The sequence below is a fragment of the Streptomyces sp. NPDC000134 genome (genome assembly GCF_042899225.1).
Classification (GTDB): Bacteria; Actinomycetota; Actinomycetes; order Streptomycetales; family Streptomycetaceae; genus Streptomyces.
On the sequence record NZ_JBIAZN010000008.1, the window covers coordinates 26,879 to 41,389 of the forward strand.

The 14,511-nt window shown below is 74.2% G+C and carries 16 protein-coding genes; 11 read left to right on the forward strand and 5 right to left on the reverse strand.

Features of this window, described 5'->3' with window-relative positions; genetic code table 11:
- Nucleotides 1-3: 3 nt before the first annotated feature.
- Entirely contained in the window at nucleotides 4-210 is a 207-nt protein-coding gene (locus tag ACFY32_RS13530) for a DUF5999 family protein (protein ID WP_359197842.1), read from the reverse strand.
- 339 nt (nucleotides 211-549) lie between these two features.
- Nucleotides 550-1,134, reverse strand: a complete 585-nt coding sequence (locus ACFY32_RS13535) for a hypothetical protein (protein ID WP_359197762.1) — start codon at nucleotides 1,132-1,134, stop codon at nucleotides 550-552.
- A 555-nt stretch (nucleotides 1,135-1,689) separates the two neighbouring features.
- Between ACFY32_RS13535 and ACFY32_RS13540 the strand changes: the two genes are divergently transcribed.
- The gene (locus tag ACFY32_RS13540; RefSeq protein ID WP_359197759.1) at nucleotides 1,690-3,207 is read left to right on the forward strand and encodes a glutamate--cysteine ligase; all 1,518 of its coding nucleotides are present in this window, start codon (nucleotides 1,690-1,692) and stop codon (nucleotides 3,205-3,207) included.
- Between the two features lie 99 nt (nucleotides 3,208-3,306).
- The gene (locus ACFY32_RS13545; RefSeq protein ID WP_359197756.1) at nucleotides 3,307-4,104 is read left to right on the forward strand and encodes a type II CAAX endopeptidase family protein; all 798 of its coding nucleotides are present in this window, start codon (nucleotides 3,307-3,309) and stop codon (nucleotides 4,102-4,104) included.
- Between the two features lie 66 nt (nucleotides 4,105-4,170).
- Here ACFY32_RS13545 and ACFY32_RS13550 read toward each other — a convergent pair whose 3' ends face one another.
- Nucleotides 4,171-4,980 carry a PhzF family phenazine biosynthesis protein gene (locus ACFY32_RS13550; RefSeq protein WP_359197753.1) on the reverse strand — a complete coding sequence of 270 codons (810 nt, stop codon included), beginning with the start codon at nucleotides 4,978-4,980 and terminating at the stop codon, nucleotides 4,171-4,173.
- A gap of 150 nt (nucleotides 4,981-5,130) precedes the next feature.
- On the opposite strand from ACFY32_RS13550, the gene ACFY32_RS13555 reads away from it, so the two are divergent.
- The 4 genes from ACFY32_RS13555 to ACFY32_RS13570 all read left to right on the forward strand — a co-directional run bounded on the left by ACFY32_RS13555 (nucleotide 5,131) and on the right by ACFY32_RS13570 (nucleotide 8,755).
- Complete coding sequence (locus tag ACFY32_RS13555; protein WP_359197751.1) at nucleotides 5,131-5,760, forward strand: PadR family transcriptional regulator; 630 nt, start codon at nucleotides 5,131-5,133, stop codon at nucleotides 5,758-5,760.
- A gap of 186 nt (nucleotides 5,761-5,946) precedes the next feature.
- A complete protein-coding gene (locus tag ACFY32_RS13560; protein ID WP_359197748.1) occupies nucleotides 5,947-6,486 on the forward strand; it encodes a Clp protease N-terminal domain-containing protein in 540 nt (179 codons plus the stop codon).
- Nucleotides 6,487-6,560: 74 nt separating this feature from the next.
- Complete coding sequence (locus tag ACFY32_RS13565; protein WP_359197745.1) at nucleotides 6,561-7,565, forward strand: EamA family transporter; 1,005 nt, start codon at nucleotides 6,561-6,563, stop codon at nucleotides 7,563-7,565.
- A 191-nt stretch (nucleotides 7,566-7,756) separates the two neighbouring features.
- Entirely contained in the window at nucleotides 7,757-8,755 is a 999-nt protein-coding gene (locus tag ACFY32_RS13570) for a DMT family transporter (RefSeq protein ID WP_390674274.1), read from the forward strand.
- On the opposite strand, the gene ACFY32_RS13575 is transcribed toward ACFY32_RS13570, so the two are convergent.
- Nucleotides 8,737-9,423 carry a pyridoxamine 5'-phosphate oxidase family protein gene (locus tag ACFY32_RS13575; RefSeq protein ID WP_359197739.1) on the reverse strand — a complete coding sequence of 229 codons (687 nt, stop codon included), beginning with the start codon at nucleotides 9,421-9,423 and terminating at the stop codon, nucleotides 8,737-8,739. The genes ACFY32_RS13570 and ACFY32_RS13575 overlap by 19 nt on opposite strands.
- Nucleotides 9,424-9,458: 35 nt before the next feature.
- Here ACFY32_RS13575 and ACFY32_RS13580 point away from each other — a divergent pair, with 35 nt between their 5' ends.
- Nucleotides 9,459-10,790: an aminotransferase class I/II-fold pyridoxal phosphate-dependent enzyme gene (locus ACFY32_RS13580; protein ID WP_359197737.1), complete on the forward strand. Its 1,332-nt coding sequence runs from the start codon at nucleotides 9,459-9,461 to the stop codon at nucleotides 10,788-10,790.
- 66 nt (nucleotides 10,791-10,856) lie between these two features.
- Here the strand turns inward: ACFY32_RS13580 and ACFY32_RS13585 are convergent, their stop codons facing one another.
- Nucleotides 10,857-11,327 (reverse strand): Rieske (2Fe-2S) protein, encoded by a 471-nt coding sequence (locus tag ACFY32_RS13585; protein ID WP_390674275.1) that lies wholly within the window; start codon nucleotides 11,325-11,327, stop codon nucleotides 10,857-10,859.
- 190 nt (nucleotides 11,328-11,517) lie between these two features.
- Between ACFY32_RS13585 and ACFY32_RS13590 the strand changes: the two genes are divergently transcribed.
- The 4 genes from ACFY32_RS13590 to ACFY32_RS13605 all read left to right on the forward strand — a co-directional run bounded on the left by ACFY32_RS13590 (nucleotide 11,518) and on the right by ACFY32_RS13605 (nucleotide 14,411).
- Nucleotides 11,518-12,282 carry a HipA family kinase gene (locus tag ACFY32_RS13590; protein ID WP_390674276.1) on the forward strand — a complete coding sequence of 255 codons (765 nt, stop codon included), beginning with the start codon at nucleotides 11,518-11,520 and terminating at the stop codon, nucleotides 12,280-12,282.
- Between the two features lie 17 nt (nucleotides 12,283-12,299).
- On the forward strand, nucleotides 12,300-12,728 hold the full coding sequence (locus ACFY32_RS13595) for a DUF3037 domain-containing protein (RefSeq protein WP_390674393.1): 429 nt from the start codon (nucleotides 12,300-12,302) through the stop codon (nucleotides 12,726-12,728).
- A gap of 150 nt (nucleotides 12,729-12,878) precedes the next feature.
- Complete coding sequence (gene fabG, locus ACFY32_RS13600) at nucleotides 12,879-13,640, forward strand: 3-oxoacyl-ACP reductase FabG (protein ID WP_390674277.1); 762 nt, start codon at nucleotides 12,879-12,881, stop codon at nucleotides 13,638-13,640.
- A gap of 12 nt (nucleotides 13,641-13,652) precedes the next feature.
- Nucleotides 13,653-14,411: an SDR family oxidoreductase gene (locus ACFY32_RS13605; protein WP_359197725.1), complete on the forward strand. Its 759-nt coding sequence runs from the start codon at nucleotides 13,653-13,655 to the stop codon at nucleotides 14,409-14,411.
- Nucleotides 14,412-14,511 lie beyond the last annotated feature (100 nt).

The following is a 14,511-nucleotide window of genomic DNA, read 5'->3' on the forward strand; positions in this document are numbered from 1 at the left end:
CGCTCAGGCGGCCGTCACCACCTGGCCGCTGCCGAGCGGGCGGTGCGGTGCGATGACCTGACCGTCCGGCAGCAGTTCACCGGTGTCCTCGAAGAGGACGACACCGTTGCACAGCAGGCTCCAGCCCTGCTCCGGGTGGTGCGCCAGGAGACGGGCGGACTCCCGGTCGGCCGAGTCGGCTGAGGGACAGGACGGCTGGTGCTGGCACATGGAAGGGTTCTCTCGCTCGGTCATGGCGGATGGGTCTGCTGTCGTCGTGCGCTCGCGGCGTGGAACGTCGTTCATGGCCGCCCCCCGTTGTGATAAGTCGGTTCCGAATCCAGTGTTGCCCCACCGGCGCCGATCCGCAGGTATTTCGCGGCACCACCTCTCACAGGTTCAGGACGCGTCACCCGCGCGGACGGTTCAGCCCAACTGCACCGTCCCTTCGGATGGTTCACCGTGGCCCGATGGGGCTAGTCCGGCCGGGGGCCGGCCGGTGAACATATGTCCGCGCACGGAGGCACCCCGCCGACCAGGAGCGTCGGCGGGGTACGGAGGCGAGACGGCTCAGGCCGTGGAGCGCAGCAGCCGGTTCGGCGTCGCCCGCAGGGTCAGCACCGGCAGCAGGTCGGCGACCCGGTACGCCCGGTGCGCCGCGATGCCGGGCGGCGCCGGTGCCAGCGGCACCAGCAGGTCGCCGGGGGCGGGGTGGCCGGTCGCGGCGTCGGCGGTGACGTCCCCGTGCAGCCAGAGGGTGAGCATGTAGAGGCCGGGCACGGACAGCAGCCGGGGCTGGCAGGGCTGCGGGACGGACTCGGCCTGGCGCAGGGCGCGTTCCGTGGAGGCGATGTAGGGGCCCTCGAAGAACCGCGAGAAGGCCCAGCCGTCGGGGGTCAGCATGGTCTCCGCCGCCGCCACCGCGCGGTCGGCGCTGCGGATGAGGAACCGCCACCCGGCCAGCGTGGTGGCCGGGCCGTCCTCGGCGGTCACCCGGTCCAGGACGTGCACGGGCAGCGGCAGCTCGGGCGTCAGCGGTCCGGGAGCGCCCAGCAGGGACGGGGTGCGGGCCTCACGGACCGCGGTGGGCGAGGACAGGGCGGTGAGGACGGTACGGAGGGCGGGCGCGGGAGCCGGAGGGACATGCAGCGGCATGGTGGGTCGCCTCTCGTTCGAAGGCAGGGTGGCGCGGGGCGCGGGGCTGGGCGGACGACGCTGTCAGCTCACGGGGGCAGTAAGGCGGGGGCCGGGGTCCGAGAGCCGGGAAGCGGGGGGTGGGTCTGCCGCACGGCACCTCAAGTGATTCCTTGGACCGTGGGCGCCAACCTTCTGCCGTGTCCGCGGAGTTTATACGACCTTTGTTGAGAGTGTGTTTCGGCTAGCCGTTTGCGGCAGCTCGGGCAAGGGGGCATCCGGTCGGCGTTATGCGGGTGAATATCCTGGTTCCCGACCGGGTCGGCGCCGGTGACCTCGGGGAATGCCCGGGAAGCGGACGGCTAATTGCCGTCGGCGTTTTTCACGAGTTCCGCGGTGTGCCGAAACTGCGCGGTGCGCCATGCCCGGTGAATGTGCCGCCGGTCACATCCGCACAGCCTAGCGGCTCATGAGCCGCTTGGGGGCGTTATCGATCGCATCCGCGGGGCATCCTTCCACGTGACCGGCCCGCCCGCGGCCGGCACTCCAGCCCGTTGACCCGAGGAGGGACGTCACATGGGGGAGAAGGTCGTGGCAGGCCGGTTCGACCTGTCCGATCGCCAGCGCTACCGGGACAAGCTAGGGCGCTGCCTGGCGGGCCTCGAGCGACTCCTGTCGGAGGAGCGGTTCGACCGCCCGCAGAACCTGATGGGGCTGGAGATCGAATTGAATCTCGTCGGGAACGACGGGATGCCGAAAATGTTGAACGGCCAAGTCCTGGAACGGATCGCGAGCCGCGACTTCCAGACAGAACTCGCCATGTTCAACCTTGAAGTGAACATAGCTCCCCATCGATTGGGCGGCCGGGTATTCGACCGGCTCGCCGAGGAAATCCGGACTTCGCTGGCATATGCCGACCGAAAAGCCGGTGAGCTGGACGCGGGAATCGCGATGATCGGCATTCTGCCGACGCTGGACCGGGACGACCTGGTCTCCTCGAACCTCTCCGACGTGGACCGCTACACCCTGCTCAACGAGCAGATCGTGGCCGCCCGCGGCGAGGACTTCCGCCTCGACATCGACGGCGTCGAACACCTCACCTGCACCTCGAAGTCCATCGTGCCGGAGGCCGCGTGCACCTCGGTGCAACTGCACCTCCAGGTCACCCCGGCCCGCTTCGCCGGCGTGTGGAACGCGGCGCAGGCGATCGCCGCCGCGCAGATCGCCGTCGGGGCCAACGCGCCCTTCCTGTTCGGCCGGGAGCTGTGGCGGGAGTCCCGGCCCCCGCTGTTCCAGCAGTCCACCGACACCAGGCCGCCCGAACTCCAGGCCCAGGGGGTCCGCCCGCGCACCTGGTTCGGGGAGCGCTGGGTGACCTCGGCGTACGACCTGTTCGAGGAGAACCTGCGCTACTACCCGGCGCTGCTGCCGATCTGCGACGACGAGGACCCGCTGGAGGTGCTGGACGCGGGCGGCGTCCCGTCCCTCTCCGAGATGGTCCTGCACAACGGCACCGTCTACCGCTGGAACCGCCCGGTCTACGACGTCGCCGACGGCGTCCCGCACCTGCGCGTGGAGAACCGCGTCCTGCCCGCCGGCCCCACCGTCACCGACGTCATCGCCAACGCGGCGTTCTACTACGGCCTGGTCCGCGCCCTCGCCGACGAGCCCCGGCCGGTGTGGACGAGGCTGCCGTTCGAGGCCGCCGCCGACAACTTCGAGGCGGCGTGCCGGCACGGCATCGACGCGCGCTTCACCTGGCCCCGGCGCGGCCGCCTCGGCGGCACCGGCGAGGTCGACGCCGCCGTCCTGGTCCGCGACGAACTGCTGCCGCTGGCCGCGGCGGGACTGGACGCGTGGGGCGTGGAGCCCGCCGACCGGGACTTCTACCTCGGCGTGATCGAGGAGCGCTGCCGGCGCCGCGCCAACGGGGCGTCCTGGCAGACGGCCACCTTCCACCGGGCCCTGGAGGCGGGCCTGGGCCGGGAGGAGGCGCTGGCCGCGACGACCCGCCGCTACTGCGAGCTGATGCACAAGGGCGACCCGGTGCACCTGTGGCCGGTGGACCTCCCGGAGCCGGCCGCCCTGGGCTGAGCCGGGGGTGCGCCGGGCGCCGGGCGGGACGGGGGGCCCGGGTGCGGGCGTCACATACTGATCGGGCAAGCTGTGACGTCCCAGTCGAGGCAGGTGTGCATGGCGGAGGCGGGCCCGGTGGCCGATTCCCTTCCCGAGGAGCGGCTCGAACGGCGACTCCTCGGGCACGAGACGCTGCTCGTCCTCGCCCTCTCGCTGGGCGCGAGCGGGGTCTCCGCGCTGATCAGCTTCATCGGCTCGGTCACCAGACCGGGCGGACTGAAGGACCAGGCGGCCACCCTGAACGCCTCCGCCGCGCCCGGCCGGCCCTGGCTGGACCTCGCCTGGCAGCTCTTCGGCATCGCCACCGCGCTCGTCCCCGTCGCCCTCGTCGCCCACCTGCTGCTGCGCGAGGGACGGAGCCTGCGCGTCCTCGGCTTCGACCGCACCCGCCCCTGGCCCGACCTCGGCCGGGGCGCCGCGGTCGCCGCCGTCATCGGCAGCACCGGCATCGCCTTCTACCTGGCCGCCAGGGCCCTCGGCTTCAATCTCACGGTGGTGCCCGAGGCGCTGCCCGAGGTGTGGTGGAAGTATCCGGTGCTGATCCTCTCGGCGGTGCAGAACTCCGTACTCGAAGAGGTCATCGTCGTCGGCTATCTGCTGCGCCGGCTCGACCAGCTCGGCTGGTCCCGCAACGCGTCGCTGGCGGCCAGCTCGGTGCTGCGCGGCTCGTACCACCTGTACCAGGGCATCGGCGGCTTCGTCGGCAACCTGGTGATGGGCGTGGTCTTCGCATACCTGTACCGGCGCTGGGGACGGGTGGGCCCCCTGGTGGTGGCCCACTCGCTGCTCGACATCGGCGCGTTCGTCGGCTACGCGCTGCTGGCCGGGAAGGTGAGCTGGCTGCCGACGGCGTGACCGGGGCCCGGGGCCTGCCGGTGTGCGCGCAGGCCCCGCGTCCGCGGCATGATCGGACGGCAGGCCCTAGACGAGCAGGTCGCCCTCGATCACCGTGACCGCCCGCCCGGTCAGCAGGGTGCGGTCGCCGCGCAGTTCGGTGCGGACGCGGCCGCTGCGCGGTGACGCCTGGAGCCCGGTGAGGGCGGGGCGGCCCAGGCGCTCGGACCAGAAGGGGGCCAGCGCCGTGTGGGCGCTGCCGGTGACCGGGTCCTCGTCGATGCCGACGTTCGGGAAGAAGCAGCGGGAGACGAAGTCGTAGCCGAGCGCCGGGTTCTCGGCGCGGGCGGTGGCGATGACGCCCCGCGTGGAGTGGGCGGCCAGCGCCTTGTGGTCGGGCCTGAGCCCGTGCACGGTCTTCTCGTCGGCCAGTTCGATCAGCAGGTCCCCGATGTTCGGCCCGGTGTCCAGGACCGTGAGCGGTTCGGCGCCGAGGGCCTCGGCCAGCCCCGGCGGGGCCTCGGCCGGGGTGAGCGGCGCGGTCGGGAAGTCGAGGGTGATCGAGCCGTCCTCGCCGGGCGTGGCGATGAGCACGCCGCTGCGGGTGGCGAACCGGACCGGCCCCTCGTGGGCGCCGGTGGTGCGCAGCACGTGGGCGGTGGCGAGGGTGGCGTGGCCGCACAGGGCGACCTCGGTGGCCGGGGTGAACCAGCGCAGCGCCCAGTCCGCCTCGCCGCCCCCGGGCAGGCGGTGGGCGAACGCGGTCTCGGCGTGGTTGACCTCCAGGGCGATCTGCTGGAGCCGGTTGTCGTCCGGGAAGGCGTCCAGGAGCAGGACTCCCGCGGGGTTGCCGGCGAAGGGCCGGTCGGTGAAGGCGTCGACGATTCGGATACGCATGGCCCGACGCTAGAACCTCCGGGAAGCCGCGGGCCAAGGCCAATACGCGAGTGCTGGACCGGTTTCCGCCGGGCGGGGGCTTGCCGGACGAACAGTACCGATATATCGTTGAAGCATCGCGACAGATCAACGATGGATGGAGTGATGGCCATGCGCGGCCACGGACACGACCATGGACACGGTGGACACGGCGGCCCCTTCGGCCGCGGCGGCTTCGACGGCCGGCGCGCGGCGTTCGGCCCCTTCGGGCCGGGCGGCCCCGGCGGCGGCCCCGGCGGCCCCTTCGGGGCGGGCTTCGGCGGGCCCTGGGGCGGCCGGGGGCGCGGCGGATCGCGGGGCAGGGCGCGGCGCGGCGACGTACGGGCGTCGATCCTGGCCCTGCTCAAGGACCGGCCGATGCACGGGTACGAGATGATCCAGGAGATCGCCGAGCGCAGCGGCGGGGCGTGGAAGCCCAGCCCCGGCTCGGTGTACCCCACCCTCCAGTTGCTGGAGGACGAGGGGCTGATCGCCAGCGAGAGCGAGGGCGGCAAGAAGCTGTTCTCCCTCACGGAAGCGGGCCGCGCCGCCGCCGAGGAGGGCCCCGAGGCCCCCTGGGAGGAAGCCTCGCGCGGTGTCGACTGGGAGGCGCTGGGCGAGATCCGGCAGGCCGGTTTCGGTCTGATGGAGGCGTTCGGCCAGGTCTGGAAGACCGGCAGCAAGGAGCAGCGGGAGAAGGCGCTCGGCGTCGTCAACGAGGCCCGCAAGAAGCTGTACCTGATCCTCGCCGACGAGGACTGAGCCCCGGACGGCGGACCGGGGGCGGACCGGCGGCCCCGCGCCCCGGCCGCCCCGCCGGGCGGGCGAAACGGCCTGATCTCCTCCCCAAGGAGGATATTCCGGGTGGACACGTCCACTCTGCGTGGGACGCCGGAATGCTTCCCGCCGGGGATGACCGGACCCCGGCGGGGCTGATGGGGTGGGAGCGTGCAACCCCGAATCCCCCGGCAGTCGGCCGGTGAGCAAGGCGGCCGGCGCCCGGACGGCGTCGACGACGAAGCCCGGTTCGGTCCCGAGCTGGCCCCGGTGGTCTCCGGCGCCCGCCGCAGGTCGCTGCGGGACGGGGACCGGCAGATCGACACCGCCCACCTGCTGCACTCGCTGCTGGAACACGACCCCGGGGCACGCGCCGTGCTCGGCGACGGCCCCCGGCTCGCCCGGGTCCTCGGCTACCTGGTGCAGCGCAGCATCGGCTACGGACTGCGCTGGCAGGGCTCCGTCGAGGACTCCGGAGCCGTACCCGTGGTGAGCGCGGCGGCGGGCTTCTCGCCGCTGGCCGCCGCCGCGCTGGACGGCGCCCGCGCCCGCGCCGCCCGGCGCGGCGCGCCCCGCCCCGGCGGCGTCGACCTCCTCGCCGCCCTCGTCGCCGACCCGCAGGCCCGCGCCGCCGAGGTGCTCGGCCGCGCCGGGCTCGACCCGCAAGCGGTGCTCGCCCGCGCCGACGGCCACCCGGAACCGCTTCCCTGATTCCCCCTGGCCGCGACAGGTGCGATCAAGGCTTACGGTGATGTCTTCCCTCGTCGGCGCGGGCCTGCCATCATGTGCCGGTGCATACGTCTGACAGCGCCCCCGGCGGCCGGGGCAAGGGCGTCGGGCTCGGCCTGGCGCTCGGGTCCGCGCTCGCCTTCGGCGGCTCCGGGGTCGCGGCCAAGCCACTGATCGAGGCGGGCCTCGACCCGCTCCACGTGGTGTGGCTGCGCGTCACGGGCGCGGCCCTGGTGATGCTGCCGCTCGCCTGGCGGCACCGCGCGCTGCCGCGCCGCCGCCCCGGCCTGCTCGCCGGGTTCGGGCTGCTCGCCGTGGCCGGCGTCCAGGCCTGCTACTTCGCCGCGCTCTCCCGTATCCCGGTCGGGGTGGCGCTGCTCGTGGAGTACCTCGCGCCCGCCCTGGTCCTCGGCTGGGTGCGGTTCGTGCAGCGGCGGCCGGTCACCCGGGCCGCCGCGCTCGGCGTGGTCCTCGCGGTCGGCGGCCTCGCCTGCGTCGTCGAGGTCTGGTCGGGTCTCGGCTTCGACGCCCTCGGCCTGCTGCTCGCGCTGGGCGCCGCCTGCTGCCAGGTCGGTTACTTCGTCCTGTCCGACCAGGGCGGCGACGCCGGCGCCGAGGCACCCGACCCGCTCGGCGTGATCGCGTACGGGCTGCTCGTCGGCGCCGCCCTGCTCACCCTGATCGCCCGCCCCTGGGACCTCGACTGGTCCGTGCTGGCCGGGACCGCGCCGATGAACGGCACACCGGTCGCCGCCGCGCTGCTGCTCGCCTGGATCGTGCTCATCGCCACCGTGCTCGCCTACGTCACCGGCATCGTCGCCGTACGCAGGCTGTCGCCGCAGGTGGCGGGGGTGGTGGCGTGCCTGGAGGCGGTCATCGCGACCGTCCTGGCGTGGGTGCTGCTGGGCGAGCACCTCTCCGCGCCGCAGCTCGCCGGCGGGGCCGTGGTGCTGGCGGGCGCGTTCATCGCCCAGTCCTCGGCACCCGCGAAGGGCGCGCCGGAACCGGTGGCGGGCGGTGGCCCGGAAAGGGAGTTGTCCGGCCGGGGAACGCCCGCATAGGGTGCCGGTCATGCATTCGGACGCACGCGTTCTTCCGCCGCCGGCCGCCTGACGGCGGGCCCACCCGAGCGAACTCCGGCGCCGTACGGCGGCCGGGCGGAGCGGTGCTGCCCGCGGACGAGGTCCAGGGACCCCGGGCCGTCGGGGTCCGTTTCGAACGTCCGCGCCTCGCGCGTCTGCGGAGAGAACCCGTGTCGAATGCCGTATCCGGCCTGCCCGTCGGGCGTGGCCTGCTCTGTCTGATCGTCGCCGGTGCCGCCTGGGGCACCGCGGGCGCCGCCGCCTCGCTGGTCTACCGGGCCAGTGACCTCGGCCCGGTCGCCCTGTCCTTCTGGCGCTGCGCCGCCGGACTCCTCCTGCTGCTCGCCGCCCGGTCGACGCGCCGGCGGACCCGGGCCGCCGCCCCGCGCGGGCCGGTCCGCCGCGGACCGGTCCGGGCCCTCGTCACCGGGATCGGCCTCGCGGTGTTCCAGACCGCCTACTTCGCCGCCGTACGCTCCACCGGGCTGGCCGTCGCCACCGTCGTCACCCTCGGCGCGGGCCCGGTCCTGATCGCGCTGGGCGCCCGCTGCGTGCTCGGCGAACGCCTGGGCCGGGGCGGGGCGGTCGCGGTGGCCGGGGCGCTCGCCGGGCTCGGGGTGCTGGTGCTCGGCGGGGGCGGCGCGACCGTACGCCCCGCCGGGGTGCTCCTCGCGCTGCTCTCGGCGGCCGGGTACTCGGTGATGACCCTGCTGACCCGCCGGTGGGGGCGCGACGGCGGAGCGGACGCCGGGAGCACGTCGGTGGGCGCGTTCGCCGTCACCAGCCTGGTCCTGCTGCCGTTCGCGCTGGCCGAGGGGCTGGTGCCGCACACCGCCGAGCCGGTCCGGCTGCTCTGGCTGCTGGGCTACGTCGCCGCCGTGCCCACCGCGCTCGCCTACGGCCTGTACTTCGCGGGCGCCGCGGTCGTCCGCTCCGCCACCGTGTCCGTGATCATGCTGCTGGAACCGGTCGGCGCGGCGGTGCTCGCCGTCGCCCTGCTCGGTGAGCGGCTCACGCCGGCCACCCTGGGCGGCACGCTGCTGCTCCTGGGCTCGGTCACCGGGCTCGCGGTGGCGGAGGCGCGGGCCCGGGGGCGGACGGTGGCGGTGCGGGCGCGCCCGGCGGAGGGCGGCGCGGCGGCGGCCCGGTCTCAGAGGGCCGTCAGGTAGTCCGGGACAGCGGTGCCGGCGCCCAGGTCCGGGTCCGGGACCGGGGCGTCGTAGCCCTTGCGCAGCGGGAGCAGGCCGGCCCAGTGCGGGAGGGCGAGGTCCTCGGGCTCGTCGTTGACCCCGCCGGTGCGGGCCTTGGCGGAGACCTCGTCCAGATCCAGGCGGAGCACCGCGGTGGCGGCCAGCTCCTTGCGGTCGGCGGGCCGGGAGTCGCGGGAGCGGCCCGGCACCACGTGGTCGACCAGGGCGTCCAGGGCCGTGCGCTTCTCCTCGGGGTCGGTCACGTCGTACGCCGTGCCGTGCACCACCACCGACCGGTAGTTGACCGAGTGGTGGAAGGCCGAGCGGGCCAGCACCAGCGCGTCCACGTGCGTGACGGTCAGGCACACCGGCAGCCCCGGGTCGGCCTGGCCGGCCATCCGCAGCGGGCGCGAGCCCGTCGAGCCGTGCACGTAGAGCCGCTCGCCGACCCGGCCGTACAGGGTGGGCAGCACCACCGGGGCGCCGTCGCGGACGAAGCCGAGGTGGCAGACGTACCCCTCGTCGAGTATCGAGTGCACCAGCTCCCGGTCGTAGGACGCGCGCTGCGGGGAGCGGGTGGGGACGGTGCGGTCGGTGGGGGTGTAGGCGGCGGCGGGCCGCGACGGCGTCTCCGGGGTCCCCTGCATGGCGTTCTCCATTGCACTAGTGCATACTTGGTTTTGTGCTAGGAGAGTATCCGATCCAAGGGCGGCGCGCAGCCGAGATTTCCGCCGACGTCGAGCGCGCGGTGGCCTCAGGGGAACTGGAGCCGGGCCAAGTGCTGCCCCCGCTGCGGGAGTTGGCCGAGCATCTGGGGGTGAACCCCAACACGGTGGCCGCCGCGTACCGCACCCTGCGCGAGCGCGGGGTGATCGAGACGGCCGGGCGCCGGGGGAGCCGGGTGCGGGCGAGACCGGCCACCACCGGCCGGGAGTTCATCCGGGTCGAGGTGCCCGAGGGCGTGCGGGACGTGTCCGACGGCAACCCGGACCCCGCGCTGCTGCCCGCGCTCGCCGAGGCGTTCGCGGCGGCGGCCGCCGAGGGCGACCGGGAACCGGTGCTGTACGGGCACGCGCCCGTGGAGCCCGCGCTGGAGCGGCTCGCCCGCGCCGGACTCGACGCCGACGGGGTGCCGGCCGGGCCCCTCGCCGTCGCCTCGGGCTCGCTGGACGCGATGGAGCGGGTGCTCGCCGCCCACCTCAGGCCCGGTGACGCCGTCGCCGTCGAGGACCCCGGCTGGGGCAGCCTGCTCGACCTCGTCCCGGCGCTCGGGCTGCGCACCGTGCCGGTCGGCGTCGACGACGAGGGGCCGCTGCCGGACGACGTGCGGCGCGCGCTGGTGGGCGGCGCGCGGGCCCTGGTCGTCACCGACCGGGCGCAGAACCCGACCGGGGCGGCGGTCAGCGCGGCCCGCGCGGACGCCCTGCGGGCGGTGCTGCGCACCCATCCGGAGACGCTGCTGATCGAGGACGACCACGGGTACCGGATCGTCGACCTGCCCCTGCACGCCCTCGCCGGTACGACACGCCATTGGGCCTTCGTGCGGTCGGCCGCGAAGGCGTACGGGCCCGATCTGCGGCTCGCGGTGCTCACCGGCGACCCGGTCACCCTGGACCGGGTGCGGGGGCGGCAGCGGCTCGGGCCCGGCTGGGTCAGCCGCATCACCCAGCGGGCGGTGGCCCGGCTCTGGGCCGACGGGGCGGTGGACGCGGCGCGGGTGGCGGAGGCGTACGGGGCGCGGCGGGGAGCGCTGCTCGGGGCGCTCGGGCGGCGGGGGATCACGGCGTACGGCCGCAGCGGCATGAACGTGTGGCTCCCGGTGCCGGACGAGACGGGGGCGGTGACCCGGCTGTTGCAGGCGGGGTGGGCGGTGGCGCCGGGGGCGCGGTTCCGGGTGAGCGCGGGGCCGGGGGTGCGGGTGACGGTCTCGACGCTGGGGGAGGGGGAGGCGGAGGGGCTGGCGGACGCGGTGGCCTCGGCGCTGGGGGCGGGGGTGGTGGGGAGGTACGGGTGAGGGCGGGGGTGCGGGCGCGTGGTGGGTTTCGCGCGGCTCCCCGCGCCCTCTTCGGGGCGCTTCGCGTCAGGCCAGGGTGATGGATTCCCCGTCGACGGTGATCTGTACGGCCGGCAGGGGTTCGCGGGCGGGGCCGCTGGACACGCTGCCGTCCGTGATGGAGAAGTTGCTGTTGTGGCAGGGGCAGTTGATGACACCGTCGGCGACGTTCTTCACCGCGCACCCCTGATGGGTGCAGGTCGCCGAGAACGCCTTGAACTCGCCCGGCGACGGCTGTGTCACCACCACCTCCCGGTCGGCGAAGACCTTGCCGCCGCCCTCGGGGATGTCGGAGGTCGAGGCCAGGGCCGCCCCGCCGCTCGACCCGGCGCCCGTGCCGGCTGTCTCCGGGGAGGTGGCCGCGGCTACGGCGTCGTCCGAGGTGTCGTCCGAACCCCCGCACGCGGTCAGCGCGGCGGCGAGCCCCGCCGCTCCGGCCGCCGCGACGACGGTACGGCGGGCCGGACGTGCCGCGGGCTGAAACGATCCGCTGGTCATACTGACGTCCCTTCCGGGGATGGAGTACGTGATCCGCCGACCGGTACGGCGGCGGGCCACGCGCTGTTCAGACCGTGCCGAGATGCTGTCCCCCGAGCCGTCGGACCGGCGTAAGCCAGAGCTGTCGTCCGGCTGTCGGGCCCGCCCGCCCGGCCCCGGCGGGCCACGCGCACGCCGGTAACCTGGGGCGATGCTGAAGGAAGTCATCGCGACCCGCTACATCACCCCGCTGCGTGAGGGCGGCTCGCTGCCGGGACTCGTCGAGGCCGACGACTTCGGGACGTACGTCATGAAGTTCACCGGGGCGGGCCAGGGCCGCAAGACGCTGGTCGCGGAGGTGGTCTGCGGGGAACTCGCCCGCCGGCTCGGCTTCCGCGTGCCGCCTCTGGTCACCATCGGCCTCGACCCGGTGCTGGGCCTCGGCGAACCCGACCCGCAGGTGCAGGAACTGCTCCGCTCCAGCGGCGGGGCCAACCTGGGCATGGAGTTCCTCTCCGGCGCCCTCGGCTTCGACCCGCTGGCCTTCGAGGTCGGCCCCGCGGAGGCCGGGCGGATCATCTGGTTCGACGCGCTGGTCAACAACGTCGACCGCTCCTGGCGCAACCCCAACCTGCTGCGCGCGGGAGGCGAGGTCTGGCTCATCGACCACGGCGCCACCCTGATCTGGCACCACAACTGGCCCGGCGCCGACGCCTCCGCCGCCCGCCCCTACGACGCCTCCGACCACGCCCTGGCCCGTTTCCGCCCCGACCTCGCGAGTGCCGCCGCCGACCTCGCGCCCCGCGTCACCGAGGAACTGCTGGCCGAGGTCACCGCCGAGATCCCGGACGCCTGGCTGGCCGGCGAGCCCGGCTTCGCCACCCCGGACGACCTCCGACGGGCCTACGCGCGCCCCCTGCTGGCGCGGGCGGCCGGCATCCATGAGCGGATCACCGGAATCGAGGAGACCAAGTGAGCGAGCGCCACATTCACATGGCCGGGCATGTGGTGGAACGCCACATCATCCGGGGGAGCGACGCGCACGAGAAGGAGGTCTACGAGTACGCCCTGCTGCGCGTCGTCCCCCGGGTCGAGCGCGGCGAGTGCGTCAACGCCGGGGTGTTGGTGTACTGCCGAGCCAAGGCGTTCATCGCCGCCCGCACCCACCTGGACGAGGCCAGGCTGCTCGCCCTCGACCCGCGCGCCGACGTACCCGGCGTGCGCGCCGCGCTGCGCGCCGTCGAGGACGTGTGCGCCGGCGGCGACGCGGCCGGACCGGCGGCCGGTGACGACCCCGGCCGCCGGTTCCGCTGGCTGATCGCCCCGCGCTCCGCCGTCGTCCAGCCCGGCCCGGTCCACACCGGCCTCACCGGCGACCCGGCGGCCGAGGCGGAACGCCTCCTGGACCTGCTCGTGCGCTGAGCGCGCAGGGGGATGGATCACACCACCCCGGTGTCCCGTTGACACCGGGTGCCAGGGCTTCTAGCGTCACGTCTGCCGAAGGTACTAAGCGGTCGCTCACCGCGCAGGCGGGCCGCGCCGGCCGCATCCCCCAGGACGAGGAGAAGCAGCATGTCCACCACTGACCAGCGGGTCGCCGTCGTCACCGGAGCGGCGCGCGGCATCGGTGCCGCCACCGCCGTACGCCTGGCCGCCGAGGGCCGTGCCGTCGCCGTGATCGACCTCGACGAGGCCGCGTGCAAGGACACCGTGGAGAAGATCACCGCGGCCGGCGGCACGGCGCTCGCGGTCGGCTGCGACGTCGCGGACGAGGCGCAGGTCGAGGCCGCCGTCGCGCGGATCGCCCAGGAGCTGGGCGCGCCGACGATCCTCGTCAACAACGCGGGCGTGCTCCGCGACAACCTGCTGTTCAAGATGAGCGTCTCCGACTGGGACACCGTCATGAACGTGCACCTGCGCGGCGCCTTCCTGATGTCGCGCGCCTGCCAGAAGCACATGGTCGACGCCGGCTTCGGCCGTATCGTCAACCTGTCCTCCTCCTCCGCGCTCGGCAACCGGGGCCAGGTCAACTACGCCGCCGCCAAGGCCGGTATGCAGGGCTTCACCAAGACCCTCGCCAAGGAGCTGGGCAAGTTCGGCGTCACCGCCAACGCCGTCGCCCCCGGCTTCATCGCCACCGACATGACCGCCGCGACCGCCGAGCGGGTCGGCATGGGCTTCGAGGACTTCAAGGCCGCCGCCGCCACCCAGATCCCGGTGCAGCGCGTCGGTGAGCCCGAGGACATCGCCAACGCCGTCGCGTTCTTCACCGGTGACGCGGCCGGCTTCGTCTCCGGCCAGGTGCTGTACGTCGCCGGCGGACCGCTCAACTAAGGGACAGCGCACATGACTTCCGTGGAACTCTCGGGCAAGGTCGCCCTCGTCACCGGCGCCAGCCGCGGTATCGGCTACGGCGTCGCCGAGGCGCTGGTCGCCCGCGGTGACCGGGTCTGCATCACCGGCCGCAACGAGGAGGCGCTGAACGAGGCCGTCGAGAGGCTCGGCGCCGACCGGGTCATCGGCGTGGCCGGCAAGGCCCACGACGAGGCCCACCAGGCGCTCGCCGTCGAGCGCACGATGGAGGCGTTCGGCCGCGTCGACCACCTGGTCAACAACGCCGGCACCAACCCGGTGTTCGGGCCGATCGCCGACCTCGACCTGAACGTGGCGCGCAAGGTCTTCGACACCAACGTGCTCTCCGCGCTCGGCTTCGCCCAGCGCACCTGGCACGCCTGGCAGAAGGAGAACGGGGGCTCGATCGTCAACATCGCCTCCGTCGCGGGCGTCTCCGCCTCGCCGTTCATCGGCGCGTACGGCGTCAGCAAGGCTGCGATGATCAACCTGACCCTCCAGTTGGCGCACGAGTTCGCGCCGAAGGTCCGGGTCAACGCGATCGCCCCGGCGGTGGTGAAGACCAAGTTCGCCCAGGCCCTGTACGAGGGCCGCGAGGAGGAGGCCGCCGCCTCCTACCCGCTGGGCCGGCTGGGTGTGCCCTCCGACATCGGCGGCGCCGCCGCGTTCCTCACCTCGGCCCAGTCCGACTGGGTCACCGGCCAGACGCTGGTCGTCGACGGCGGCATCTTCCTGAACGCCGGCGTGGGCTGACCGTCCCCGCGCGGGGGCGTCCTCCGGCACCCGGACGACGCCCCCGGTCACGGAATGATCTCCTCCGGGACATGACAACGTAGTCATCGTCAGAAAGGAT